At 65.5% G+C, this 25,651-nt stretch carries 24 protein-coding genes; 9 read left to right on the forward strand and 15 right to left on the reverse strand.

Annotation, left to right across the window (positions count from 1 at the left end):
• The first annotated feature begins 132 nt into the window (after positions 1-132).
• On the forward strand, positions 133-909 hold the full coding sequence (locus EDF61_RS13280; RefSeq protein WP_105658588.1) for an SDR family NAD(P)-dependent oxidoreductase: 777 nt from the start codon (positions 133-135) through the stop codon (positions 907-909).
• A gap of 25 nt (positions 910-934) precedes the next feature.
• On the opposite strand, the gene EDF61_RS13285 is transcribed toward EDF61_RS13280, so the two are convergent.
• Together EDF61_RS13285 and EDF61_RS13290 are read right to left on the reverse strand one after the other, a co-directional pair.
• A complete protein-coding gene (locus EDF61_RS13285; protein ID WP_105658587.1) occupies positions 935-1,834 on the reverse strand; it encodes a hypothetical protein in 900 nt (299 codons plus the stop codon).
• 72 nt (positions 1,835-1,906) lie between these two features.
• Positions 1,907-2,929, reverse strand: coding sequence for a pseudouridine synthase (locus EDF61_RS13290; RefSeq protein ID WP_105658586.1), 1,023 nt, complete (start codon positions 2,927-2,929; stop codon positions 1,907-1,909).
• Between the two features lie 60 nt (positions 2,930-2,989).
• Between EDF61_RS13290 and EDF61_RS13295 the strand changes: the two genes are divergently transcribed.
• Positions 2,990-3,826 (forward strand): PhzF family phenazine biosynthesis protein, encoded by an 837-nt coding sequence (locus EDF61_RS13295; RefSeq protein ID WP_133834370.1) that lies wholly within the window; start codon positions 2,990-2,992, stop codon positions 3,824-3,826.
• Positions 3,827-3,848: 22 nt separating this feature from the next.
• Here EDF61_RS13295 and EDF61_RS13300 read toward each other — a convergent pair whose 3' ends face one another.
• From EDF61_RS13300 to EDF61_RS13325, 6 genes are all read right to left on the reverse strand, one after another.
• The gene (locus EDF61_RS13300) at positions 3,849-4,673 is read right to left on the reverse strand and encodes a DNA-formamidopyrimidine glycosylase family protein (RefSeq protein WP_105658584.1); all 825 of its coding nucleotides are present in this window, start codon (positions 4,671-4,673) and stop codon (positions 3,849-3,851) included.
• A 24-nt stretch (positions 4,674-4,697) separates the two neighbouring features.
• Positions 4,698-9,362 (reverse strand): ATP-dependent helicase, encoded by a 4,665-nt coding sequence (locus EDF61_RS13305; protein WP_133834371.1) that lies wholly within the window; start codon positions 9,360-9,362, stop codon positions 4,698-4,700.
• Between the two features lie 39 nt (positions 9,363-9,401).
• Positions 9,402-9,704, reverse strand: a complete 303-nt coding sequence (locus EDF61_RS13310) for a transcriptional regulator (RefSeq protein WP_133834372.1) — start codon at positions 9,702-9,704, stop codon at positions 9,402-9,404.
• Complete coding sequence (locus tag EDF61_RS13315) at positions 9,688-10,149, reverse strand: hypothetical protein (RefSeq protein ID WP_133834373.1); 462 nt, start codon at positions 10,147-10,149, stop codon at positions 9,688-9,690. Before EDF61_RS13315 ends, EDF61_RS13310 begins: the two co-directional genes overlap by 17 nt.
• A 3-nt stretch (positions 10,150-10,152) precedes the next feature.
• The gene (locus EDF61_RS13320; RefSeq protein WP_133834374.1) at positions 10,153-10,617 is read right to left on the reverse strand and encodes a hypothetical protein; all 465 of its coding nucleotides are present in this window, start codon (positions 10,615-10,617) and stop codon (positions 10,153-10,155) included.
• Positions 10,618-10,680: 63 nt separating this feature from the next.
• Entirely contained in the window at positions 10,681-11,139 is a 459-nt protein-coding gene (locus tag EDF61_RS13325; RefSeq protein ID WP_208294271.1) for a 23S rRNA (pseudouridine(1915)-N(3))-methyltransferase RlmH, read from the reverse strand.
• A 63-nt stretch (positions 11,140-11,202) separates the two neighbouring features.
• Between EDF61_RS13325 and EDF61_RS13330 the strand changes: the two genes are divergently transcribed.
• A complete protein-coding gene (locus EDF61_RS13330) occupies positions 11,203-11,889 on the forward strand; it encodes a phosphatase PAP2 family protein (protein WP_166650806.1) in 687 nt (228 codons plus the stop codon).
• A gap of 46 nt (positions 11,890-11,935) precedes the next feature.
• On the opposite strand, the gene EDF61_RS13335 is transcribed toward EDF61_RS13330, so the two are convergent.
• Entirely contained in the window at positions 11,936-12,817 is an 882-nt protein-coding gene (locus EDF61_RS13335; RefSeq protein WP_133834376.1) for a LysR family transcriptional regulator, read from the reverse strand.
• Between the two features lie 79 nt (positions 12,818-12,896).
• Here EDF61_RS13335 and EDF61_RS13340 point away from each other — a divergent pair, with 79 nt between their 5' ends.
• Positions 12,897-13,838 (forward strand): EamA family transporter, encoded by a 942-nt coding sequence (locus EDF61_RS13340; protein ID WP_208294272.1) that lies wholly within the window; start codon positions 12,897-12,899, stop codon positions 13,836-13,838.
• A complete protein-coding gene (locus EDF61_RS13345) occupies positions 13,835-15,034 on the forward strand; it encodes an MFS transporter (protein ID WP_133834377.1) in 1,200 nt (399 codons plus the stop codon). Before EDF61_RS13340 ends, EDF61_RS13345 begins: the two co-directional genes overlap by 4 nt.
• Positions 15,035-15,078: 44 nt before the next feature.
• Here the strand turns inward: EDF61_RS13345 and EDF61_RS13350 are convergent, their stop codons facing one another.
• Both EDF61_RS13350 and EDF61_RS13355 read right to left on the reverse strand, forming a co-directional pair.
• Positions 15,079-16,050, reverse strand: a complete 972-nt coding sequence (locus EDF61_RS13350; RefSeq protein WP_133834378.1) for a D-2-hydroxyacid dehydrogenase family protein — start codon at positions 16,048-16,050, stop codon at positions 15,079-15,081.
• Between the two features lie 97 nt (positions 16,051-16,147).
• Positions 16,148-17,995, reverse strand: a complete 1,848-nt coding sequence (locus EDF61_RS13355; RefSeq protein ID WP_133834379.1) for a calcineurin-like phosphoesterase C-terminal domain-containing protein — start codon at positions 17,993-17,995, stop codon at positions 16,148-16,150.
• Positions 17,996-18,174: 179 nt separating this feature from the next.
• Here EDF61_RS13355 and EDF61_RS13360 point away from each other — a divergent pair, with 179 nt between their 5' ends.
• Both EDF61_RS13360 and EDF61_RS13365 read left to right on the forward strand, forming a co-directional pair.
• The gene (locus EDF61_RS13360; protein WP_133834380.1) at positions 18,175-19,302 is read left to right on the forward strand and encodes a hypothetical protein; all 1,128 of its coding nucleotides are present in this window, start codon (positions 18,175-18,177) and stop codon (positions 19,300-19,302) included.
• A gap of 49 nt (positions 19,303-19,351) precedes the next feature.
• The gene (locus tag EDF61_RS13365; RefSeq protein WP_133834381.1) at positions 19,352-19,783 is read left to right on the forward strand and encodes an acyl-CoA thioesterase; all 432 of its coding nucleotides are present in this window, start codon (positions 19,352-19,354) and stop codon (positions 19,781-19,783) included.
• Here the strand turns inward: EDF61_RS13365 and EDF61_RS13370 are convergent.
• Positions 19,780-20,631: a helix-turn-helix transcriptional regulator gene (locus tag EDF61_RS13370; protein ID WP_133834382.1), complete on the reverse strand. Its 852-nt coding sequence runs from the start codon at positions 20,629-20,631 to the stop codon at positions 19,780-19,782. The genes EDF61_RS13365 and EDF61_RS13370 overlap by 4 nt on opposite strands.
• Before the next feature lie 191 nt (positions 20,632-20,822).
• Here EDF61_RS13370 and EDF61_RS13375 point away from each other — a divergent pair, with 191 nt between their 5' ends.
• Positions 20,823-22,118, forward strand: a complete 1,296-nt coding sequence (locus tag EDF61_RS13375) for a benzoate/H(+) symporter BenE family transporter (RefSeq protein WP_133834383.1) — start codon at positions 20,823-20,825, stop codon at positions 22,116-22,118.
• Positions 22,119-22,219: 101 nt separating this feature from the next.
• Positions 22,220-23,011: an aspartate dehydrogenase domain-containing protein gene (locus tag EDF61_RS13380; protein WP_105658572.1), complete on the forward strand. Its 792-nt coding sequence runs from the start codon at positions 22,220-22,222 to the stop codon at positions 23,009-23,011.
• Between the two features lie 16 nt (positions 23,012-23,027).
• Here the strand turns inward: EDF61_RS13380 and pcaC are convergent, their stop codons facing one another.
• From pcaC to EDF61_RS13395, 3 genes are read right to left on the reverse strand one after another with little or no spacing between them, the layout of a single operon-like run.
• On the reverse strand, positions 23,028-23,435 hold the full coding sequence (pcaC, locus tag EDF61_RS13385) for a 4-carboxymuconolactone decarboxylase (RefSeq protein WP_105658571.1): 408 nt from the start codon (positions 23,433-23,435) through the stop codon (positions 23,028-23,030).
• Positions 23,436-23,453: 18 nt separating this feature from the next.
• Positions 23,454-24,251 (reverse strand): alpha/beta fold hydrolase, encoded by a 798-nt coding sequence (locus tag EDF61_RS13390; protein WP_166650807.1) that lies wholly within the window; start codon positions 24,249-24,251, stop codon positions 23,454-23,456.
• A complete protein-coding gene (locus EDF61_RS13395; RefSeq protein ID WP_133834384.1) occupies positions 24,233-25,639 on the reverse strand; it encodes a lyase family protein in 1,407 nt (468 codons plus the stop codon). The genes EDF61_RS13390 and EDF61_RS13395 overlap by 19 nt, the downstream gene beginning before the upstream one ends.
• Between the last annotated feature and the right edge of the window lie 12 nt (positions 25,640-25,651).

Here is a 25,651-nt window from a genome sequence, read left to right on the forward strand (position 1 = left end):
GGACAGTGCAAGAGCCGCTGGATCCCATCGCGGGGTCCAGCGGTTTTTCCATGCCCGCGGGCAAGAGTCTTCGCCTCCACGCAACTGGCCAGTAATGTAGATCACAAGACCACTGTCTACAAAGGGGTAAATATGCAGTTGCAGGATTCAGTCGCTCTGGTCACCGGCGGCCTATCGGGATTGGGACGCGCCACGGCGCAGAAGCTGGCCACCGCCGCCAGGCATGTGGTGGTACTCGACCTGCCGCGTGAGGATGGCGATGAAATCGCCGCCGAGATCGGCGCGAATGTCCGCTTCGTGCCAGCTGATGTCACTGACGCGCAGCAGGTGGCTGCCGGCATCGAACGTGCCAAGGAACTTGGCACCCTGCGGGTGCTGGTCAATTGCGCCGGTGTGGCAACACCAGGCAAGGTGCTGGGCCGCGACGGAGTACTGCCGCTGGAGCGCTTCGCCAAGGTGCTGGACATCAATGTCAACGGCACCTTCAACGTGATCCGTCTGGCCGCAGAAGCCATGGCGCATAGCGAAGCGCTGAGCGATGAGCAGGGAACCACCGAACGCGGGGTCATCATCAACACCGCGTCGGTGGCGGCCTTTGACGGCCAGATCGGGCAGCCGGCCTATGCGGCCTCCAAGGGAGCAGTAGCGGCCATGACCCTGCCGCTGGCTCGCGAGCTGGCGAACCACCAGATCCGCGTCATGACCATCGCACCGGGCATTTTCCACACGCCGATGATGGCCGGCCTGCCGCAGGCTGCCCAGGACTCGCTCGGAGCCCAGGTGCCGCATCCTTCGCGTCTTGGACGTCCGGAAGAATACGCGGCATTGGTGGAGCACATCGTGGCCAACCCGATGCTCAACGGCGAAACCATTCGCCTTGATGGAGCCATCCGCATGGCGCCACGCTAGGCACCCGTGGCGGGCGCGGCCAGTCCTAGAACTCTATGGGCTTGCCGCGCTGCGCACGGTGCTCGGCATGGCTGATCTGGAACCGGCGGTTCTCGGCCATCAGGAAGACCAGCAAGGCCATGAAGATCCAGACCGCGCAGACCCACAGCGGTGCGGACTCATTGAGCCAGCCCTGGATGGCAGCGGCGATCATGCAGATTCCGAAGCCGCTGGCAAAGGCGTGGCGGCCGCGCTCCGAGTGGGCGAAGGCGGCGGCAACCACTGAAATTCCGGCCGCCACCACCACAGCAGGAAGTCCCTGCCCGCCGTCATTCCATCCGGCGGCGGCAAACCAGAGTTGCAGGGCATAGACCAGGCTGGAACCGGCAAAGAAGCTTACCGGGGCATCCGTTGCCCAGCGCTCCAAGCGGTTTCGCGCAGTATTCCTGTTCAGCTGGAGCACGCCGTACAGGGACAGCAGCGAAGCGATGGTTGCCAGGATGGCAGCGCTGATGGCCAAGAACCCGGAGGCCAGGGTGATGGCGCAGGCCATCATCGCTGTGGCCGGGATCGAATAAACGGAAATGATTCGTTGGCGTCGCGCCGAAAGCTGATCGCGGCGCAGCGAAAACGCGGCGCTCAGGACCAGCGCGATGGCAGTTGCCGGCCACAACACCGAATGCACCAGGCTGGTATCCAGCAGGCTGGACGGCGCGCGTCCATGCAAGCCGGAAGGCAACGCCAACGAGGTCAGCAGCAGCAATAAGCCCGACGCGCCCAAGAGGTATCCGCGGACCGTGTCGAAAGGTTCCACTGCAGGGTTGGGGCGATGATCTGGCGCCGAGTAGGGCAACACGAAGGAGGACCGTTCTGCCGCCGAAGCAATGGCAGACTGGGCCGACTCCACCAGGGAATCGAGTTGCGGGGTCCGCTGGTGTTCGGCCATCTTGCCTTCATCCTTACGGGGCACGGGATAATAGGCACCAGCCTAGGGCAATTCTTCCCCCGTGAGAAGAGGTTATGGGACCGACGGCGCTTCCAGTAGCCGCTGTTGCGAGCTGAAGCTGCGCGCGTGGCCGGTCAGCGGATCGGTGAAGGAAATGGTGTGCGCCAGCAATTGCAGCGGGCGCCGGTAGTCATCCGGGGCCAGATCCCACAGCCGCGGATAGAACGCGTCATTGATGATGCCCAGGCCCAAGGAAGCCAGGTGCACTCGCAGCTGATGGGTCTTGCCCGATCGCGGTTCCAGATCCATCAAGGCGACCTCCAGCCCGGCATGGAAACCGGTGCTCGTTCCGATCGCCTCGAGCTTGACCAGGGTCTGGGCGTTCGGCTCGCCTTCTTCCACAATGGAACGCAGCTGGCCCTTGACCTTGGCCATCCGGTTCTCGAAGAGCAGCGGCATCCGCTGCAGCAGGCCACGCAGCTCGGATTCCGGTTTGACCTGCGAATGCTCCCCATTTGGATGCAGCACCCGTCCAGTTTCCAGGCCTTCGCCCGGCTGCAGGGCGACCACCGCCTTGTAGCGCTTGGCGATCTCGCGGCGTTCGAAGAGCATCTGGTAATCGCCGCGGGTCGCCGGATTCACCGCGAAAAGAATGACCCCGGCGGTGGCCCGGTCCAGCCGGTGCATCGGCACCAAATCATCGATGCCGGTCTGGTTGCGCAGGCGCACCAGCGCGGATTCCTGGATGAAGCGTCCGCCGGGTGTGGTGGGGAGGAAATGCGGCTTGTCCACGACCAGCAGATGCTCGTCTTGGTGCAGGATCCTGGCTTCAAAGGGAATGGGAGTTTCTACCGGCAGGGAACGGTAGTACCAAATGAATTCGTGCTCGCCCAGGGGCGTCTGGCGAGTGAGCGGAGTGCCGCCCAAGCCAACGATCTGCTGATCATCGAAGCGGCGCAGGATGCCCTCTGGATCCACATGGCCGAAGCGCTCAAGCAAGTAATCTGCGACAGTTGCCCACGAACCGGTCCGCGGGAGGCGAAGACGAGTTGCATTGACGCCGTTGCGCACGGGAAGCGGGGATTCCATAGCCATAGGGGCTATTCTCCCATCTTTGCCAGGACCGCGCAGGCCGCGGTCTGCTAGGTTGGTTCGATGGCCATGCGTAAATACAGCGAAGTCGACGTCTTTTCTCCCACTGCATATCTGGGCAACCCCTTGGCTGTGGTCCACGATGCAGAAGGCCTGGCCAGCGGGCAGATGCAAGGATTTGCCAAGTGGACCAATCTGGCCGAGACCACGTTCCTGATGCAACCGGAGGATCCGGCCGCCGACTACCGGGTGCGGATCTTCTCTGCCACCCAGGAATTCCCCTTCGCCGGCCACCCGACGCTGGGCTCGGCCTTTGCCTGGCTGAAGGCCGGCGGGGTTCCCAAGAAGAAGGGACGGGTCATCCAGGAATGCGCCGCCGGGCTGGTGGAGGTGCGCGTTGAGCCGCCACGGCTATGGTTCGCTGCACCGCCGCTGACCCGCTACGAACCGGTTGCCGAATTGCTGGTGCAGCGCATCGCCGAGGTACTGGCGATTCCCCGGGAGCAGATCCAGGATGCCTCATGGCTGGTCAACGGCCCGGAATGGATCGGGGTGAGGCTCTCCAGTGCGCAGCAGGTACTGGCCTTGGACCCGGATCCCAACGCCCTGGGGACGCTGGCCATCGGGGTTGCAGGTCCGCAGGAGCCAGGGGCCGGCACGCAGTTCGAAGTGCGTGCTTTCGTCGGCGGGGACCCAGTGTGGGAAGACCCGGCCACCGGCAGCCTCAATGCGGGCCTGGCCCGGTGGCTGGCCGATTCCGGGTTGGCTCCCGAACGCTACATCGCCGCCCAAGGCACCGCGATCGGGTACCAGGGCCGGGTGCATCTGCGCGTGGAGGACGGCGTGGTCTGGGTGGGAGGCGACGTGAACAGCTGCGTGCAGGGCGAAGTCGACCTCTAGGCTTGCAGCCGCGCCCCGCCGCCTAGGCCGCTGGCTGGCAGGAAGGGCACAGGTAGCAGTCCCGTTCAGCACCGGTGGAAGCCGAGGGAATGCGCAGCAGCCCGATGCGGGTTCCGCAGCGCAGGCAGGGCTTCGACGCCCGGCCGTAGACCCACAGCGGGTCGCGGGTGCGCGGCTGCCCGGTAGTGACCCGCCGCGACCGGTCCTTGTTCACCACCAGCAAGCGGTGAGCCAGTTCGATTAATGCCGGCAGGCCGGCCACCTCGCCCACCGCGGTGAGCGGATGCACGCGCCGCAGGAACAGGATCTCGCTGCGGTAGACATTTCCCACCCCGGCCATGATCCGCTGGTCCAGCAGCGCTTGGCCGATGCCCAGCTGCGGATCGGCGCGCAGGTTGTCCAGCGCCCGTTGCGCATCCCAGTCCGGCCCGAGCAGGTCGGGTCCCAGATGGCCGACCACCTCGGACTCCTGTTCGGTTGGCAGCAGTTTCACCTGGGCGATCTCGAAGCCCACGGCCTTGGCGTTTGCTGTTTCCAGCACCACCCGGGCGGTATGCGCCGGGCGCTTCCAGCGTTCGCCTGGCGCATAGAGATCCCAGCGCCCTTCCATGAGCAGATGCGAATGCAAGGTCAGCGCAGGCTGGGCGAAGGCCGGGTTCGCAGTAGCCGGCGGCTGCAGGCGCATCAGCAGGTGCTTGCCCCGGGGGATGACCTCGCGCACCGTGTACCCGGCGACGTCCACGGTGGCCAGGGCCGGGACGCGGAAATCGGAGGCCAGCAGGATTTCGCCGGCCAGCGCCTGGTGCAAGCGGGCGGTGGCGCGGTAGACGGTATCGCCTTCGGGCATGGGCAACGCTCCTTCGATAGCGGGTCAGCGGCGGAAGCGGATGCCTTGGGGCGTCGCATAGAAACCGGCGCCCAGCAGGGCGGCGCCGACCGGATGGTCCTGCACCGGCTGCCCGTCGACCGTGGCGATGGCGATCTTGTCGACCTGGGCGGTGCGCAGCGCGGCGACCATCGCCGTGGCGAGGATGCGCCAGGACGGTTCGGGCAGCTGCCCGAAGGTCAGCACCGTGCGCCCGCCGCGCTCCAGATAGAGGCTCAGGGCACCGTCGAGCAGCCCGACGATTGCGCCGGCCTTGCGCCCGGGGCGGTGCCCGGTTTCGGTCGCAGGCCAAGCCAGCGCCGCGCCATAGGGGTTCGCCGGATCGGTGGAAGCCAGCACCGTGGCCACCGGCTGGCGGCGCGGGTCATCGGCCAGCTGGAATCCGCGCAGCCGGTCAATGGTGGTAGAGGTGGAGAACTGGGCGGCGCCGAGCTTCTCGACGAAGTATCCGCGCCGGGCATGGCCAGCCTCTTCCAGCTTCGAGAGCACCCGGTAGAGCTGGCCGAAGCCCCCGGGCACCGACTCGGCGGCCACCGAGCCGCGGGTGAGCACCCCGTAGCGTTCCAGCATGATTTCCGCGGTGGCGTGGGCGCTGATCGTTGGGTCCGCTACCGGTGCGGGCAGCAGCGACCAGCGGGCCGCGCCGCGCGAGCCGCGCGCCGGCCCGCCGGCTTGCTCCCGGGCCAGCCGGTTCAGCCCGGAGAGCCGGTTCAATCGTGCGGCGCGGGCCCGCGGGGCGGGCTTGGCGATTTTGTGCGCGGTGCTTCCGCCGGCCAGGTAGCCGCGGATCGGCGCCATGGTATCCGGTGAAATGTACCCGGCCCAGAACAGCCTCCAGCAGGATTCGGCGACCTCGTGGCTGCTGGCCGCCGGCTCATCGCTGCGGTGGATGCGCCCGGCCAGCTCCTCGGCGAAGTAGGCGCCGGTGGACTCGAAGGCCTGGAGCACGCGCAGGTCCAGGGCTTGCAGCGCGCTGGCATCGGGCTGGGGAAGGCTCAGCGCTGCATGCTCGGCGGTGTGCAGCGACAGCCAGCCGTCCTTGCCGCCGGCGGCTCCGGCGCCGCAGATCAGGATATCCCCGGAGCTGCACAGCTCATCCAGCCAGGAATTCTGGTAGCCCCTCAGCCGGGCCGGGAACACGAAGGATTCCAGGGCGGAGGCGGGGACCTCGGCGCCGGCGAGCTGGGCAACGATTTCATAGGCGCCGTCGGCTCCCTGCAGCGAAGAACCGATCTGCTGCCAGGCCGGCAGGAAGCGCCCGTAGGTGTGCTGGTCCACCGGCTCCACCTCGGCGCGCAGCGCCGCCAGGGATCGGGTGCGGATGGTGCGCAGCACCGCCACGTCGCAGTATTCGTCGCCGGCCACGCCTTCGGGGACGAGCTCCAGCGGGCGGAAGGCCCCCAGCGACAAGCGGCCGGCGGCCACCAGCTGGTCGAGGACCGGGCGCAGCACCGCGACGCCCAGTCCCAGCTGCGCGGCCAGCTCCCCGAGGGTGAACGGGGCGTGGGTGCGGGCGAAGCGCGAGACCAGGTCCTGGATCGGAGCGGTGGCAGGCTCCAGGAAGGCCGCCGGGATGCCGGTGGGCAGCGGGGTGCCCAGCGCATCGCGCAGCTTGCCGGCATCCTCGATGGCCGCGTACACCAGCTGGCCGGAGCGGCGCAGGGTGAAAGCCCGGCGCGTGGAAACCAGGGCCTCGGCGTGGGCCCGGGCGCTGGCAGGATCCAGCGCCGCCTCGTCATCGGCCGGATCGCGCAGCCGGGCGGCCAGCTGCCCGGCGTCCAGCGGACCCAGCAGCCGCAGCAGGTCCGCGGCGCCTTCCATGCCCGCCAACCGGCGGTTGGCTGCCAGATGCTGCAGCTGCTCCTGCAAGGCCGAGATGACCTGCGGGTCCAGTACCTCGCGCACGTCGTTGCGCCCGAGCAATTCGCCCAGCAGCACCGGATCCAGGCTCAGGGCGGCGGCGCGGCGTTCGGCCAGCGGCGCGTCGGATTCGTAGAGGAACTGCGCCACGTAGCCGAAAAGCAGGGATTGGGCGAAGGGCGAAGGCAGCTCGGTGGTCACTTCCACCAGGCGGATGGCCCGCGAGGAGATGCTGGACAGGATCCTGGACAGCGCCGGCAGATCATAGACATCATTCAGGCATTCGCGCACGGTTTCCAGGATGATCGGGAAGTCCGGGTAGTTGCGGGCCACATCCAGCAGCTGGCTGGCACGCTGGCGCTGCTGCCACAGCGGGGTGCGCTTGGTCGGGTTGATCCGCGGCAGCAGCAGGGCGCGGGCGGCGCATTCGCGGAAGCGGGAGGCGAACAACGCGGAATTGGCCACCTGCGAGGTGACCACCTCGATGATCTCGTCGGCTTCGAAGGCGAAGAGGTCCGCCCCGGGCGGCTCATCGTCCATGGCGGGGATGCGCAGCACGATCCCGTCGTCGGCGGCCATCGCCGAGGCGTCCAGCCCCCAGCGTTCGCGGACCCGCGCGCCGACGGCCAGCGCCCACGGGGCGTGCACGGCCAAGCCGAACGGGGAGTGCAGGATGACCCTCCAGTCGCCCAGCTCGTCGTGGAAGCGCTCGATCACGAAATTCTGGTGGTTGGGCACCTGGCCGGTGGCCCGGCGCTGCTCGTCCAGGTAGTTGAGCAGATTGTTCGCGGCGAACGGATCCAGCCCGCTGCCGTGCAGCACTTCGGCCGCTTCGGTGCGTTCGCTGGCCAGCAGCTTCGTGGTGAATTCGCCCAGCGCCGCCCCGAGTTCCACCGGGCGTCCCAGCCCGTCGCCGTGCCAGAAGGGCAGCTTTCCGGGCTGGCCGAAGGCCGGGGTGACCAGCACCCGGTCGTGGGTGATGTCCTCGATGCGCCAGCTGGTCGCCCCGAGGGCGAAAATGTCTCCGACGCGCGATTCGTAGACCATTTCCTCGTCCAGCTCGCCCACGCGCTTGGGCGCCTTGTCATCCTCGGATCCGGCCAGGAAAACCCCGAACAGCCCGCGGTCCGGGATGGTGCCGCCGGAAATCACGGCCAGGCGCTGCGCCCCGGGCCGGGCGGTGAGGGTGCCGGCATCCCGGTCCCAGATCAGCCGCGGCTTAAGCGTGGCGAATTCATCCGAAGGGTACTTGCCCGAGAGCATGTCCAAGGTGGCCAGATAGGCGCTGCGCGGCAGCTGCTGGTAGGGGGCGGCGCGGCGCACGGTGTCGAACCATTGCTCTACGTCCAAGTCGTCCATGGCCACCGCGGCCAGGGTCTGCTGCGCCAGCACATCCAGCGGGTTGGCGGGGATCACCATCTTCTCGATGGCTCCTTGGCGCATGCGGGTGACCACCAGGGCGGTGGAGAGCAGGTCCGCCCGGTGCTTGGGGAAGAAAGCGCCCCGGGAGACCGAGCCGACCTGGTGCCCGGCACGGCCCACGCGCTGCAGCCCCGAGGAGACCGAGTTCGGGGATTCGACCTGGATCACCAGATCCACCAGCCCCATGTCGATGCCGAGTTCCAGGGAGCTGGTGGCCACCACGGCGCGCAGCTTGCCCAGCTTCAGGTCTTCCTCGATCTGGGCGCGCGAATCCTTGGACACCGAGCCGTGGTGGGCACGGGCCAATAACGGAGCTTCCGGGTGCGCGGCAGCGGTGGAGCCGGCCTGGGCCATCAGCGCTGCAGGGGTGGAGGTGGCTGCATCCTCGGCGCTGAATCCCTCGCGTTCGGCGTAGATTTCGTTCAGCCGCCCGGTCAGCCGCTCGGCCAGCCGGCGGGAGTTGGCGAAGATGATGGTCGAATGGTTGTCCAGCACCAGATCCACCAGCTGGTTCTCCACATGCGGCCAAATGCTCGCCGATGCCGCGGGGGAGGAACCCGGACCCAGATCATGCGCTCCGGCCGCGGAAGGCAGGTCGGTCATGTCTTCCACCGGGACGCGCACCGCCAACTCCCATTTCTTGGTGGACGGCGGGCGCACGATGTTCACCGGGGCGGATCCGGCCAGGAAGCGGGCCACTTCTTCGGGCGGCTCGACGGTGGCAGAGAGCCCGATGCGCTGGGCCGGGGCGGGCAGCAGCGCGTCGAGCCGTTCCAGTGACAGGGCCAAATGGGTTCCGCGCTTGGTATTGGCAATCGCGTGGACCTCATCGATGATGACGGTGTGCACCTCGGCAAGGGACTTGCGTGCTTGGCTGGTGAGCATCAGGTACAGCGACTCGGGCGTGGTGATCAGGATTTCGGGCGGGTCCTTGAGCAGCTTGCGCCGGTCGTTGGCCGGGGTGTCTCCCGAGCGCACTCCCACCGACACCGACGGCTGGGACAAGCCCATTTCGTGCGCGGTGGCGCGGATGCCAGCGAGCGGAGAACGCAGGTTGCGCTCCACGTCGACCCCGAGGGCCTTCAGCGGAGAAATGTAGAGCACCTTGGTGCCATTGCCTGCTGGATGATCGGCATCGGAGTCCATCCCCGGCAATGCTGGAGCGTCAAGTTCCGCGTGGTGCAGCCGGTCCAGCGCCCAGAGGAACGCGGCCAGGGTCTTGCCCGAGCCAGTAGGCGCGATGACCAGGGTGTGCTTCCCGTCCGAGATGGATTCCCAGGCGCCGCTCTGGGCAACCGTGGGCGCGGAGAAGACGTCGGTGAACCACTTGCGGGTGGCTGCGCCGAACCGGGACAGGACATCGCTCATGGAATCGATACTACGGTCTGCGAACGACAAGATCGGCCATTATCCGCCCGCCGTGATCTCCCGCAGGGCCGCCACATGGCTGGCATAGGCCCGGCGTCCGGATTTGGTCAGCGAAACGCGCATATGGCTGCGCCCCAGCTTGGTGAACCGCTCGATGCCGATATACCCGGCATCGGCGAGCTGCTTGAGGTGCTTGCTCAAGACGGAGTCGGCGACATCGAGGATGCCGCGAAGGTGCGCGAATTCTGCCCACTGCACCGGGGCGAGGCTGGCGCAAATGCGCAGCCGGATGGGTGCATGGATCAGCTCGTCGAATTGCGCATTGCTAGATGGCTTGTTCATTTCCATCCTTGATGCGGGATTTGATGGTTTCGCGGCGCATGATCCACAGGGAACCGGTGAAGACAGCGGCCAATGCGAGGAATTTGGGTATCGCGAACAGCCAAGTCTGGGGAATCCAGAAGGTGCACAATTGCAGGGTGAGCATCATGAACAGCATGACAGCGATGTATTTGCCCGAGTGCCTCAATGCAGGACGGGACTTGGGCCGCTGTCGCGACCAGTAGGCGTACCAGGCGATCAATGGCACAAAGAGCACCGGCGACCAGTACCAAAGGGCGATGTCGATGACTCCGTAGAGCGAAAAGATTGCCGCCGAGACGATACCCAAGACAATCATGAACGCCCTAGGAGCTTCGGTGGAGTGGACACTGTCGGCTGATGACCGCTCAGCCTGCGACAGTAGTTCTGCCGCCTCATCGGGCAGCGGATTCTGCGAATGGCTCACCTGCTACACCGCCATTTCCTGGGCATCTTGCACACGGTCTTTGTCCCATGCCGCTTGCGCGGAGGAAAGCAAATGCCATAAGGCGGTGCAGGAGACGACTAGTTTCGCACCGATGCTCCAAGGGTCCTCGGCGACCCAAAAGCGCAGGCACATCACGATCATTGACGCCAGGAACGCGTACCAGCCGTAGGTTGCCGAGCTGCTGAGCAAAGGGCGCATCTTGGCGCGGCTGCGCATAATCACGTAGTGCACGAGGGCTGCAACGACAGCCACCGCGAATAACGCCAGAGCCATCTTTGGCGAAAGGACATGTTCAAGACTCATCGCGGTGCTCCCGAGCACCACGTACACGAAGAGGGTGGCCCGGGAAGAAGTGCCGGCAGCGATCATCTTGTTCGAGGCCTGGTCCGCGGAGGCCAGGCGCTCCGCGGCGGTCAGCTTGTCGATTCGTTCTTGCCCCTCAGCCATGATTTCCCCACTTTCCGTTATGGAAAGTCTTGTCTTTCCAAGTTGGAAAGTCAAGGGAATGGCTTAAACGTGATGGTACTTCCCGCCTGCCAGGATGTCCTGCGCGCGGTACAGCTGCTCGGTGAGGATCAAGCGCACCAGCTGGTGCGGGAAGACCAGCTTCGAAAGCGACCAGGTGAAATTGGCCCGCGCATGCACGGATGCGTCCACTCCGTAGGCACCGCCGATGATGATCACGACATTGCGCGAAGCATCGATCGGCGTGCGCAGGGTGTTGGCCAGCGCAGGGGAGTCCACGTTCTTTCCGCGCTCATCGAGCAGAACCACGAAGTCGCGGTCATCGATTTTCGCCAAGATGCGGGCCGACTCCTCGGTGCGGGCCGCGTCGTTCTCGCGCGAGGAGTGGCTCAGCAGCTGCCAGGTGAGGTCGAAGGGCTTCTTCAGCCGCTTCCCGTAGCGGGAAATACCCTCGTCCACCCAGGATTCGTGTTTCTTGCCAACTGCCAGCACCTTGATCGTCATGCTTCCATTGTTCCGCATCGATCGAGTTCAGCGCTTCGCGCCCATCCCGATACGATGGAAGCCATGCGATCCTCATGGTATTTCCGGCAAGGCCAACGTTCCCGCGGCGCACAGGTGCTATGGATCATTTTCGGGCTGGTCGTCGCCATGTTCTACTTCACCCGCAGGGTGCTGGTCTCCCTGCACGCGGGCGGATGGGCCAAGGATCTGGACGCCCCAGCCTACCAATGGGCACTGGAGCACCAGTCGCCGTTCCTGTTTGCGGTCTCCGACTTCCTGTACTTCTGGGGATCCACACCGGGAATGACCATGATCATGCTGGTGATCACCTCATTGCTGTGCTGGAAAACCCGCAGCGCGTGGCCGTTGGCGGCCATCGCGTTCACTGCACTGGTCTCGGTCCTGCTGACCGTTATTCTCAAGACAAGCCTCCAGGTGCCGCGTCCCCAAGGCGTTCCCGGAGGCCCGGCGCCGCCGCAGACCTTTTCGTTCCCCAGCGGGCACACGCTGAACTCGGCCGCGCTGATCGGCATCGCCAGCTACCTGGCGATCATCTACGGGCTGCGCCGCTACGCGTACCTGATCTCCATCGTCGCGGCGCTATTCGTCCTGGCGATGGGAGCTTCGCGAATCTACATCGGGCACCACTGGGTCTCTGACGTGCTGGTGGGGTTGCTGATCGGGGCCGCATGGGCCGCCGTCGTGGCGATCCTGCACTACTACTTCGTGCCGCGGCCGCAGAAGCCCTAGTTTCACCGGTCCTGCCAATGCCGTGCCGCCAGAAGACGTCGACGCTCTATCGGACCTTGAAGTTCTTCTCCAGTATGGCAATGAAGGCGAGGGCAGCCGGGCTGGGATTGAATTCACTCCAGGCAAGGTATTCCGTGCGTGAGGGCCCGTCGGACAGCGGGATGGCAACAAGTCCGCGATTGGCCGGAACCAGCGCTTCGGACATCAAGGCAATCGCCAGGCCCTGAGCGGTGAGATCAAGCATCAGATCAACGTTCGTTGCTTCGAATGCGACGTGTCGGGACACTCCCACGGAGTCGAACGCTATGTCCGACTGCGCTCGCCCCGGTGAATCCGCAGGAAAATCCACGAAAAGCTCATCAGATAGGTCAACGAGACCCAGGCGCTGATGTTCTGCCAGTCGATGCCCGGCATCGAGCACGGCAACGAGTCGTTCACGAGCGAGAATCCGGGAAGCTACTTGTTTTGGAGCGGTGCTGCCGGGCAGGCCAAGCACGGCAACGTCCATGGAACCGGCCCGAATGGACTCGATGAACGCGTTGCTGTCCCCGGTGCTTAAGCTGACGTGGACTACGGGGTTGTCGCGGTGGAATTCCCCCAATGCAGCTGCCAGATCGATCCCGGTAACCGTAGGAATGATTCCGACGCTGAGCTTGCCGCGGATTTCGCCGGTGGTGGCCAGGGCCTCGGAGACAGCGCGCTCTGCTGCTTCCAAGCTTGCTCGCGCCGATGGCAGGAAGGCAACCCCGGCTTCGGTCAGTTCGACCTTCCGGCTAGTCCGAGCGAATAGTTGAGTCCCGATTTCGTGCTCCAATACCTTGATCTGGTGGCTCAAGGCCGATTGGACCACATGGCAGCTTTGGGCAGCGCGCGTGAAGTTCTTGTGTTCTGCGACGGCAAGTACATAGCGAAGTTGCTGCAATTCCATTCATCTATCGTGGCACACGATTGTTGACATGAAAACTATGTGTTGGACTGATTGATGAGTTCACCGTGATAGTTGAAGCATGATCACAACTACGGCTCCTTCACCTGCGCATATGACGAGCTCTCGTGCCGGCACTACCCTGCTGACGGCGTTGGCTCCGGCCGTTTGGGGCACAACATACTTGGTGACGACGGAACTGCTTCCCCCGGGGCACCCGATGTTCGCCGCGCTCGTTCGCTCGTTGCCGGCAGGGATCATCGGACTGCTTTTGGTACGGCAGCTCCCTCGCGGTGGCTGGTGGTGGAAAGCCGCCGTGCTCGGCTTCTTGAACGTCGGACTCTTCTTTCCACTTCTGTTCGTGGCCGCGAGCCGGCTTCCGGGAGGAGTGGCCGCCACCCTCGGGGCCGTGCAACCGCTTGTCGTTGCAATTCTCGCAGTGCTGATCCTGAGGCAAAGCCCCTCCGGATGGCAGTTGGCTTGGGCCGTCACCGGTGTTCTGGGCGTAGGGCTTGTAGTCCTCGGACCCGCCGCCAGGCTTGACCCAGTAGGAATTCTTGCTGGATTGGGCGGATGCCTCGCCATGGGCCTTGGCCTGGTCTTGGCCAAACGGTGGGGCCGGCCTGCAGGTCTCGGGGCAATGGGTTTCGCCAGTTGGCAACTGACTGCCGGTGGCCTCGTATTGCTGATGCCAACAATGCTGCTTGAAGGATTCCCCAACAGCGTGCCGGCTTCGGGCCTTGCCGGATATCTGTGGCTCGGGCTCGTAGGCGGACTGCTGGCCTACACCCTTTGGTTCCGTGGCCTGGGGCGTCTTCCGGTCACTTCCACGGCCCTTTTAGGGATGCTTTCCCCGCTGGTTGCAGCGGCGCTCGGGGTGGGCCTTGGCGGGGAATCGCTCAACGCCGGCCAGCTCCTTGGCTTCTCGCTGGCGGTGGCTGCACTGGCCGCGGGCCAATTCACTATCCGATTACCACGTTTCAGCAATCACTTCGCCCTTCAATCTCGGAATGATGCCCAATGACAACAACGTCACCGATCAGTTACCAGCCGTTCCAAGCGAGAGCCCGCCTTCCGTGGGGTGCACTCCTGGCCCTGTCCTCAGCGGGGTTCCTGGCAATATTTACAGAAACCATGCCGGCCGGGTTATTGCCGCAGTTGGCTTCAGGGCTCGGGACTTCACCTGCAGGCGCTGGCCAGCTGGTCACCCTATACGCAGTCGGTTCGCTCCTCGCTGCCATTCCGCTGATTTTTGCGACCCGCCGCATGGACCGGAAGAAGGTCCTGCTCTGCGCAGTACTGGGACTTGTACTTTTCAACACCGTAACAGCACTGGCTCCGTGGTATCCCCTGGTGCTCCTTGCCCGGTTTGCTGCTGGTGCGGCATCGGCTCTCATCTGGGGCGTCATGTCCGGGTACGCGAGAAGCCTCGTTATCGAATCATTGCAGGGACGTGCGCTGACCATCGCAGGGCTAGGCCAACCGATCGCCTTGGCGCTCGGGGTCCCATTGGGAGCTTGGGCTGGATCAATCGTTGACTGGCGATGGGTATTTCTGGGCATCTCGGTCGCGGCACTTGCCTTGTTTTTCTGGATCCTTGTTTCTTTGCCCCCAATTGCTGGGCGGCCAGAAACGCGCAAGCCGTCGCTAGGCAGCGTACTGCGGATTCGCGGAGTTCGCATGGTCCTGTTCGTGGCCCTGTTCTGGGTGCTGGCCCACAACGTGCTCTATACCTACATCGCGCCTGTGCTATCTCCCAGTGGCCTGAACCTCGACTTGGGCTTGCTGCTATTCGGGGTGGCATCCTTCGCCGGAATCACCATCACAGGACTCGTCATTGACCGCGCCATGAGGGTCCTGATTCTCGGTTACCTGTCTGTGATGGGAATTGCCGGTTTGGTGTTGGCGCATCCTGAACTGGGCAGCCTGGCGGCTGCCACCGCGATAATCCTATGGGGGATCGGATTCGGAGGAGCACCGGTGCTCTTGCAAACCTGCCTGGCAGATCGCGCCGGCAAAAATACCGACGTGGCCCAATCCTTGTTCGTGACCGTATTCAACCTCGCGGTGGCTGGCGGAGGATTGGCAGGCGGCGCCGTTCTTGCCCTCGGCGGATCCAGCGAAACACAGGCATGGACGGTGCTCGTCCTCATGGTGATCACTGCGGCAACGGTGGTGGTTGCCAAGCGGACGTTCGCTCCAGGCCGCCGCACCGAATAGGCGGGCCCGGCAGCCGTTCAGCAGTGTGCAGTGTCCCCGGGTACCTAGGCCAGCACCCGGATCGGTGCGCCGCTAGCCCACGCGCGGATGTCTTCCACCGCGTCGCGGTAGAACATCTCGAACTGCTCGATGGTCACATAGCCGATATGCGGGGTGGCAATCACGCCCCGGGTAGCGGCCAGCCGGTCCTTGGCCGGCAGCGGTTCCACGTCGAAGACATCCACCGCGGCCAGGTGCAACTGCCGGCTGTCCAGTGCGTCGATGAGCGCGTCGGTCTGCACGATCCTGCTGCGCGAGGTGTTGACCAGGATGGAATCGGGACGCATCCACGCCAGCTGCTTGGGTGCGATGACCCCGGTGCTGCGCTCCGAGAGCTTCAGGTGCACGGTCACGATGTCGCTGGTGGAGAACAGCTCGGCTTCGGAGACCAGCTCTACGCCCACTTCGGTGGCGCGGGCCTTGGTGAGATTCTGGCTGTAGGCGATGACCCGCATGCCGAAGGCCAATCCGACCTTCGCAACCTTCGCTCCCAGATTCCCCAGGCCGTAGACGCCCAGGGTCTTGCCGGACAGGCCCAGTCCGAAAGTGGTCTGCCAGCCCGAGCCAGCCGCCAGCGGGCGGTCCGCGGAGAACAGCTCCACGTCCAGTCGGCGCGCGGCGCTGAGGATCAGCGCCCAGGTGTGCTCGGCGGCATCGGTAGCCACGTAGCCGGTGTGGCTGACCACGATGCCCTGGTTCTTGGCAGCCTGCAGGTCGATGGATCCGTTGCGGCGGCCGGTGGTGACCAGCAGCTTCAGGTTGGGCAGCGCAGTCAGCCGGGCGGCCGGGAAAGGCGTGCGTTCGCGCATGGCGACGATGGCGTCGAAGGGCTGCAGCGCCTGGACGACGGTACTGTCCTCGTGGCCCAGGTGCTCGGTGAAGACCGTGACTTCGGCGTCCAGGGCGGCGGCGAGGCCGTCGAAATCGGCCAGCGAGCGGGCTACGTTGTGGTAATCATCCAGGATTGCAATGCGCATGGCTTCATCCTAGGCACCTGCAGCCGATGCTGTCCCACTGCGGGCGTAACAAAAAGCTGGTGCCTGCATCATGCAGGCACAAGATCGAAAGATGGCTCTACTGGATGACGGTGAAATCCAATTCCTCGGTGAAAGAACGCCCATGCACGTCGGTGGCAGTCACCGTGGCGGTGTGCGCCCCGACGGAGAGATCATCTGGCAGTTCCAAGCGCCACAGGTGGCTGGTCTTCTCGGCGAAGCCGCCACCATGGACGAATTGCTCGGCGATGGCCGCCGGATCCGAGTACTCGGCGCCTGACAGCGGGCGTTCGCCGGCCATTTTCTGCGTCCGCTCGGCCGCAACCGGGTCCTGGCCGTCGATGGAGACCTCGACAGCGGAGCCGGTGCTGCCCATCCAGAAGTTCGTGGTCAGCCAGGTGTCCTCGGCCAGTCCCTGCCGGCTCACCGCCAACGGGTCATCCAGGGCCGGAACCGTGCCGCGCTCCTTTTCCAGATTCTCCTCGTACCACTGCCGGTACGCCGGGGTGTTCAAGCCCAGGGACATCTGCTTGCTGGCATCCCCGCCGGTCACGGTGAAGCGCTCGGTGATACTGGTGTTCTTGATGTCCAAGGTGAGCACTCCCGGAGGGGTCCCGTCGCGCTGGATGGAAGTCGGGTAGCCATTCTCGGTAACCCGTCCGTCATACCACTGCCCGGAAATGGCCGGGACAGTCAGGTGCGTGAACGGCAGGCCTGCCTCGCCGACCTCGTCGCGCCAGCCATCCATCAGGTCCCCGGCGCGCAGGTTCTCTGACATGTGGGTGTGCCCGCCCAGGGAAACGACCTCGCGTCCTTCCAGCAGCTCGTAGATCTCCCGGACCTGCTTGGTGGAATGCTCGTCGCTGTAGAAGAACTCCAGCAGGGGGCTGTGCCCGGCCAGGACGATGGCCTTGTTCTTGGGTACCTCGGCCAGGTCCGCGCGCAGCCACTGCAGCTGGCGCTTGCCCAGATCGTAGGTGTAGTCGCTCTTCTTGGCCGGAACCGCAGTCGGGTAATCGATGGTGCTCAGGGCGATGACGTGAGTCTTGCCCGTGTCGTAGGAGTAGTACTCCGGACCGAACTGGGCGCGGAAGGAATCGTACTCGTGCTGCCCGTCCAGCGAGTCGTAGTCGATGTCGTGGTTGCCCGGCAGGAACCGGGCCGGACCGTTGAGCATGGAGGACAGTTCGCGGGTCTGGTGGAAGAAGTTCAGGTCATCGCCCACGAGGTCGCCGATGAACAAGGCGCCGCAGCCGGTGTAGTCGGTGCGGGCCGCCAGATCGGCGAAAGCGCCTTCCCTGGCGTACTCGACTTCCTGCTGGGTATAGGTCTGCACATCCGCACCGATGACGCAGCTCTGCTCGGGCGATTGCGTGGCGCTGCTGGCCACCAGCGGGAAGTTGACTGCCTCGGGCAGCGGCCCGGTCGGGGCGATGCCGTCGTACTTCAGGTCCGGGGAGCCTTCAGGCAGGTGGGTGTAGAAGAATTGGGCGACGTTGTCGTCGTCGACCGGAACCTGGAAGCCCCGGGGCTGGGTGACGAACGCGGTCATGTTGTTGTATGCCGGAAGTTCGTAGCGTCCCTGCCCATCGGTGGCCACGACGTCGCGGCCGTTGGAAACCGTGACGTTCGGTAGGCCAGGCTCGTTGGCATCCTGCGTGGAGTTCTTGTTGCGATCCTCGAAGACCACTCCGTCGAGCGTCTCTTGCGCGGTGCCGCTGCGGCCAGTTCCTGCCGGGATCACCTCGACTGACCCGCGGTAGGCCGAGGAGCTCCAGTCCGCGGCGGACTTGGCTGCCGGCACTGCCTCGAGTTCCGGGGTGGCGCCGATGAATGCGGTGGAAGCTGCAATGGCAACTAGGCTTCCGGCGGTGAGATGCAGTGGGGTGAGATGATTGGTTTTGCCGGGTCGAGCGAAGATTTTCACGAACGTTCCTCCGGGTGGGGACAATCTGCCGGCCCCTTGGCCGGCCGTCTTCCACGGTGCCAATGGCAGGTGAATTGCAACCCCTGCTCAGGTAATGTCTAATAATCGATCCCGTAAATAGTTATCGACTGTCTTGGCGGGATTTACTGTTTTCGAACCAGTGAAATGAAGTGGCGCGGATGGAACTAGTGCAGGCGCTCATGGCAGGCGCGCGCGGGCGCAGGATGCTGTGGGAGTTCGCCACTGCCAGCGAAGAGAAGCTGCTACCGGCGTTCGGGGAGCATCCGCTGCATGCGGCGATGTTCTACGCCGCGTATCACGTGGCGGTAGAACGCGGCGAAAGCGTTGGCCTGTTTGGCGCGGATGAATCCAGCATGCCCGAAACCAGTGTCCAGCAGATCGCCCGGCGCCTGGACGGCACCACTTTGGTTCCGGCCACCGCAGCGCTGCTGCAGCAAGCGCTGGTCCGCTCGGTCGACAGTGCCCGCTATTGGCAGGAACCGGATGGGGAAGACACCCTGCTGGCGTTGCCGGAACTGGCCGCGCCGCTTGAGCGCGTGGCCCGGCACCTGGCGGACAGCGGGCTCGCGGCCTGGTGGCTGGATCCCGTGGATCTGCGCAACCAATTCCAGGTCGAATTCGACCAGCATGACCCGCAGGGCAGGACGCAGGCTCCCGGCAGCAATGCCCTGGGCCTACTGCAGGAGTGGAGGGCCGGCATCCTGGCGACCGAAGCCCGCGATGCCGCCGAAATGAGCAGCACCCCGCTGGGCAGCTTCAGCGGGGAATGGTGGTCCAAGCCCAGCAGCCGCCTGCCCTCCACTACCGGTGTGTTCCCAGACCGGGAGCCAGTGGGCCTGAGCTGCGTGGAAGACGGTTTTGGATGGGAGCAAGCCAGCGTCAGGTTCACGAGCGTGCCTCCCGCAGCCAAGGTGCTGGAGATCGCCACGGCCGAGGACTGGATCCGGCTCTGCCGCGAGCACGGCATCGAGGTCACCGCGCACAAGCGCCACGACTGGTACCTGTCCACCGGGCGCGACGGCGCATGGAAGATCCCCGACTGGCTGGCCGTGGCGCGCGATTACGACGGGGTGCATCTGGGTATCGGCGCCTATCTGGCGCTCGCCGGGCAATGCCTCGACATCGATGATAAATACGCCAGCGTGATTGCCGGGTGGGACCCGGACCAGGCGTTCTGGTTCACCGATGAGCTGCGGTGCTACGGGCCTGCACAGGAATGGATCTGTCTGGACGCCAACAACGAGGATGCACGGTGGGTGCCTTCCGGCGATGGCCCAAGTTCATGAGCCGTCACGGGCGCAGTAGCCAGCCCGGGTTTCTGGTGCAATGGGTTCCATGAGTGAAACGACAAACGATGGACTGGCCGCGGCTACCGAAGTCATCTTGCAGCTGCGCTGGTCGGACCAGGATGCCCTGGGACATGTGAACAATGCGCGCATCGTGACCCTGATGGAAGAAGCCCGCATCCGCTGGACGCGCGAGGACGGGACAACAGGCCGATTCGAATTCGGCACCGTGGTGGCATCCATCCAGATCGACTACCTGCGCCCGCTGTACTACCAGCCCGAGATGCTCATCCGCATGGGCATCAGCCGGCTGGGCAACAAGTCCTTCACCGTGCGGGGCATCGGCTACCAGGACGGGCAGCCGGTATTCGACTCGACCACGGTCATGGTGCCGCTGGCAACCGATGGCGTCTCGTCGCGCCCGCTCAACGAGCTGGAGCACAGCTGGCTCGGCAAATCGCTGATCCCAGCACGCAGCTAGGCTTTGGGCACCGGTCCCTGGCCGTTGAGCAGCGCGGCCAGATCGCGCAGCTTCGCTTCGGAGTCCGAGCCCGGCTCGGTGGTGTAGATGAACAGGGTCTGGTCTGGTGCCCCGGTCACGTCCAAGGCCTCGTAGTTGACCTCCAGATAGCCCACCTGGGGATGGTTGAACCGCTTGATCCCGTCCCGCCGCTCGACCACCCGGTGATCGGCCCACCAGGTGCGGAATTCTTCGCTGTTCATGGACAGCTCTCCGACCAGCTGCGCGAGCAGCGGATCATGTGGATGGCGCCCGGCATCCAGGCGCAAGGTGCCGACCATCGAGGCGGCGATCTGCTCCCAGTCGGCGTAGCGCTGCCTGGCTTCGGGATCCAGGAAGGCCCAGCGGATCAGGCTGCGGTGGCGCACCGGCTTGGCGAGGAAGTCGGTGAGCAGGCTGGCGGCCAGCGCATTCATGCCCAGCACCTCGGTACGCCGTCCGCGGATGAAGGCCGGATGCCCGGTGAAGGAATCCAGCAGCTGATGCAATGAGGGGCGTACCCGCTGGATGCTGCTCGACGGGCTGTTGCGCCCGGAGCCGGACACCGAGCGGGCCAGGTTGAATAAATGCCCGGCGGCCGTCTCATCCAGTTCCAGGGCCTTGGCCAACGCGCCGAGCACGGATTCGGAGGGGCGCTTGTGCCGGCCCTGTTCCAGCCGGGTGTAGTAGTCGGTGCTCACGCCGGCCAGGACCGCGACCTCTTCGCGGCGCAGCCCAGGCACGCGCCGCCGGGGGCCGCCATCGCCTGCCGGGCTGACCAGGGCCCGCCGGGCCTTGAGGAATTCGCCGAGCTCGGTATTGGAATTCATCCCTGCATTCCTTTCATCCGCGGGCCGCATCGCCCCGGTCTTATCCTAGCCCTGCGTGCAGTGGCAGCCAGCAGCCAGAACTATCCTAGGAATGCCATACCCCGGATCAATGCGCCACGTCCCACGGCCCCTGGAGCCGTGCAATGGTGGTGGACTATTAATGCCACTGCCATCATCGCCCAGGAGCGCACATGCCCAAACCCGCCGATAACCTGCCCACCCGCGAATCGGCTCCAGCAGCTGCGCGGGCACCACGCGAACCGCTGCTGGAGCGGGCCGCGCAACGGCCTGCCGGAATCCGCGACCTGCTGCGCGACGTGGGCGGGGTATATGCCAGCAATGGCGTGATCGGGCTGGTGTTCTCCGCTTCGGGCCCCATCGCGGTCACCCTTGCGGTGGGTGCCGCTGGCGGGCTGTCCCAGGCCGAGATGGCTTCCTGGGTCTGCGGGATCTTCCTCTCCGCCGGGTTGGCGACCATCGTGATGTCCCTGCTCTACCGCCAGCCGCTGGGATTCGCCTGGTCCATCCCCGGCACGGTGCTGCTGGGCCCTGCGCTGCAGCACCTGTCCTTCCCCGAGGCGGTCGGGGCGTTCTTCGTCTCCGGGGTGCTGGTCCTGGCCTTGGGCGCTACCGGGGTGGTGCGCCGGATCATGGCGGCCATACCCATGCCGATTGTGATGGCCATGGTGGCCGCGGTCTTCTTGCGCTTCGGCACCGATATCGTCTCGTCCACCCAAGCCAACCCGGTGGTGGCCGGCCCCATGGTGCTGGTCTTCGTCCTGCTCGCTGCGGTGCCGGCGCTGGGCAGAAGAATTCCCCCGGTGCTGGGCACGCTGATCGCCGGGGTCATCGCGGTGGCCGCCAGTGGCCAGTTCGCGTTGGACGCAGCTGGCGGGCCCGTGCTGGCCACCCCGGTGTTCACCGCTCCGGAATTCACCTGGGCTGCGCAGCTGGAACTGGTGGTGCCGTTGGCCATCACCGTGCTGATCGTGCAGAATGGCCAGGGTGTCGCGGTGCTGCGCTCTGCCGGGCACCGGCCCCCGGTCAATGCCTTTGCGCTGGCCTCGGGCGGGTTCTCGATCCTCAATGCCTGCTTCGGCGCGGTGTCCGCCTGCGTTACCGGGCCAACCAACGCGTTGCTCACATCATCTGGCGAAAAGTACCGCCAGTACACCGCAGCGGTGGTCTATGGCTTCCTGTCCCTGCTCTTCGCCCTGTTCGCTCCAACGCTGACGCGCTTCATGCTGGCCACCCCGGAGGCTTTCGTGCTGGCCTTGGGAGGCATCGCCATGCTCAAGGCCCTGCAGCAGGCTTTTGTGACGGCCTTCGCCACCAAATTCACCCTGGGCGCCCTCGTGACGTTCGTGGTGACCATTTCCGGTCTGGACCTGTTCAACATCCATGCCGCCTTCTGGGGCATCCTCATCGGATATGGCGCCTCCCGGCTCATGGAACGCACGGACCATTCGACCGCTTCCCGGCACTAGCGGCAACGGCCCGCACCCTGGCCAGCTGGCAGTTCGTGCCGAGCCTGCGAGCTGGCCTAAGCTGGCGGTAGCTTACATCGATCTTTTCGGACAGGACGGGCATGGCCACGGGCAGCATGTATCGGGTGGGAATACTGGGCCACGGGGCGATCGGCTCCGTGGTGGCGGAGCAACTGGCAGCCGGGACGGTGCACGGTGCCCAGCTCGAAGGGGTGATCCTGCGCCGTCCGCAAACCGGGCTGGAGCATGAGCAGCTGAGCTGGGAGTCGGCCCTGGAGCGCTGCGACCTGGTGGTCGAATGCGCGGGCCAGCAAGCCCTGCGCGAGAATGCGGTGCGCATCCTGGCCTGTGGGGTTGACCTGCTGGCCAGTTCCATGGGAGCGCTGGCTGACCCGGAGTTCGCCGCGCAAGTGCAGGCCGCCGGACCTGGACGCTTTTCCAGCACTGCCGGGGCCATCGGCGGATTGGACCTGCTGGGCGCGGCTGCCCGGATGGGCGGCATCGACCAGGTGCTGGTGACGACGCGCAAGCTGCCGGCCACCTTGGTGCAGCCGTGGATGGATGCGCAGCGGCGCGGTGAATTGGAGCAGGCCGCCGGACCGGTAGAGGTATTTCGCGGTCCAGCCGCGGCAGCGGCCCAGGACTTCCCGAAGTCATTGAATGTGGCCGCGGCGGTGGCGTTGGCTGTGGGGGATTGGGATGCGGTGACAGCCAGATTGATCGCCGACCCGGAGGCAGGCCTGACCGAGCACCGAGTCGAGGCGCGCGGCCCAGCCGGCGAGTACAGCTTCTCGATCAAGAACCACCCCTCGCCACGCAACCCGCGCACCAGCGGCATCGTCCCGTGGGCTCTGCTGCACTCGATCCGGCAAGCCGCGGCGGCGCGCCGCTAGCGGCGCGGTGCCACCGCTAGTGGCCTTCGGCTGCCGCGTACTCCTCCAGCACCTTCTTGCCGACCTTGAACGCCACGTTCGCCGCCGGAACGGAACAGTAGATGGCGCACTGCAAGAAGACTTCCTTGATTTCTTCGGGAGCCATGCCATTGCGCAGGGCCGCGTGCACATGCATTTCCAGTTCTTCCCAGTAGCCGCCGGCGATCATTGCGGTCAGCGTGATGGCGCTGCGGGTAGTGCGCGGCAGGCCGTCGCGGGTCCAGATGGTGCCCCATGCGTAGCGGGTGATCATTTCCTGGAATTCGTCGGTGAACTCATTCGAGTTCCTGGTGGAACGCTCAACGTGCTCGTTGCCCAGCACCTGGCGGCGTACCTCCATGCCAGCATCATAGGTATCGCCGGGAAGGCGCGGTGAATCAGCCATTTCTGCAAGTCCTCGCTTCTAGTTGGCCAGCAAGAACTCGGCCAGCAAGGCCGCGGTCTCTTCGGGTGCTTCGGCCGGGGCCAGGTGGGCGGCCGAATCGATGACCGCCATGGTTCCGCGGGGTGCATTTTCGGCGATGAACTCCGCGTCTGCCGGAGGGCACACCTGGTCCTGTGCGCCGTTGATGGCAATGATCGGGTCGCTGGTTGAAGCCAGCTGCCCGCGCACGTCGAATCCTGCCAAGGCGCCGCAGGCGTGGGCGTAGGCGAAGCGGTCAGCGTTCTGCAGGCTGTGCAGCAGCTCGGTGCTGATCACCGGCTCCTTCTCGATGAATCCCGGTGCGAACCAGCGCTCGGCAGAACCGGCGACCATGGTCGGGGTGCCGGCCTTGGCGACCAGCTCGGCACGGTCGGTCCACCCGTCGGGGGTGCCGATCTTCGCCGCAGAGCAGATGGAGGACAACGCGTCGAAGAAGCCGGCGTGGTCCACGGCCAGCTGCAGGGCGGTGGCCCCGCCGACCGACACTCCGGCGTAGTACAGCTTGCTGCCCTCGGAGATGACGCCGTCGGCACGCAGCGCCTCGACGGCCTTGGTGACGCCGGTAGCCAGTTCGGCCAGCGAGAAGGCTTCGGTGGACGGCTTGCTTTCGCCGTGCCCCGGCAGGTCCCAGGCGATGACCTGGAACTTGTCCTTGAGGTAAGGCAAGGCCGGAGCCCACAGCGGCAGGGCCGCAGTGCCCAGCGAGGGGCCGACGATGAGGGTGGGAAGTGCCTTGTCGGTGTGCAGCAAGGAGGGGGTTAGTTGCGGGACTGCCATGATTCCTTCCGTGCCGAGTAATCGGCGAGTACGGTTTCGGTGAAGCGATCCGCGGCACCGAGGTAGCCAGCTGGATCAAATAATTCGTAGAGGTCCTGGTCGTTCAAGTCATGCACGGAGATTTCCAGGCGCAGCAGATCGCGCAGGGAAATGCCCTCGTCGAGGCTGCGGCGCACCAATGCCTGGATGGCCGGTTTTCCGCCGACCACCAGATCAGCCAGGGCGGCAGCGAGTCGTTCGGAGAGCACGGCATCTCCGCCCAGGGCGAGGTTCCGCTCGATGGCAGCGCGATCCACTCCCAGGCCGTTGGCCAGGAACGAAGCGTGGAATGCCGCCCCTGATGCCAGCCGGGCCAGTTCGCGCAGGGCACTCCATTCGGCTTGCCAGCCGCCATCGGGGCGTTCATCCACCGCGGTGCCGGCAGCAGTGAACAGGGTGGAGAGCAATCCGGGGGCGCTGAATGCCGCATTGCGCAGCAGTACCGAGCGCACCGGGTTCTGCTTCTGCGGCATGGCCGAGGAGCCGCCCTTGCCGGCCTCGCGAGGTTCGGACAGCTCGCCGATTTCCGGACGGGAGGCGGTGAGCACATCAGCGCCCAGGGTCCCCAGCGCGGCAATGGCCGCACCCAGTGCGGAGCCAAGCTGGAGAATCGGCATGCGGTTGGTGTGCCAGGGCGTTCCCGGATCCTGCAGGCCCAGCAGGGCCGCCAGATCCGAGGACAGCGACTGGCTTGTGGCCGTTGTCTCCGGCTGGCCGGAGAGCAGCTGCTCCAGGGAGGCGAGCGTGCCTACCGCACCGCCCCATTGCAAGCGCAGCTGCCGCGCCGCGGCATCCAGCTGCTGCTCGGCATCCAGCACGGCCGAGAGCCAGCTGGCCGCTTTCCAGCCCAAGGTGGTGGGCAGCGCATGCTGGGTCAGCGAGCGGGCAATGCACACGGTCCCGCGGTGGGCCTGCGCCAGGGCAGCCAACCCGCCAGCGGTGCTGCGCAGATCTGCCAGCGTGAGCGTGAACGTCTTGGACAGGACCAGCATCAGCGCTGTGTCGATGATGTCCTGGCTGGTTGCACCGCGGTGCAACGCGGTGCCCGCAGTTGCCGCGGCCCCGTCATGCTTGAGCAGGTCGCGCATCATGCCCAGCAGCGGGATGAGCGCATTGGCCCCATCCGGTGTCCTGGAGGCCAGCAAGGCCAGGTCGTAGCGGTCCACGCTGGCCACCTCGCGCACGGCCTGCGCATCCTGGACGCTGCACAGGCCGGCATCCGCCTGGACCTGCACCCATCCGGCTTCGGCATCCAGCATGGCTTGGACGAAAGACGCATCGCTGGCCAAGGCCGCGGCCGCAGTTCCTGCCCAGGCGGGGGCCAGCACGCCGTAGTCTGCGCCATCCATTCGGTGCCTCGA

This window comes from Arthrobacter sp. JUb115 (assembly GCF_004365035.1).
Classification (GTDB): domain Bacteria; phylum Actinomycetota; class Actinomycetes; order Actinomycetales; family Micrococcaceae; genus Glutamicibacter.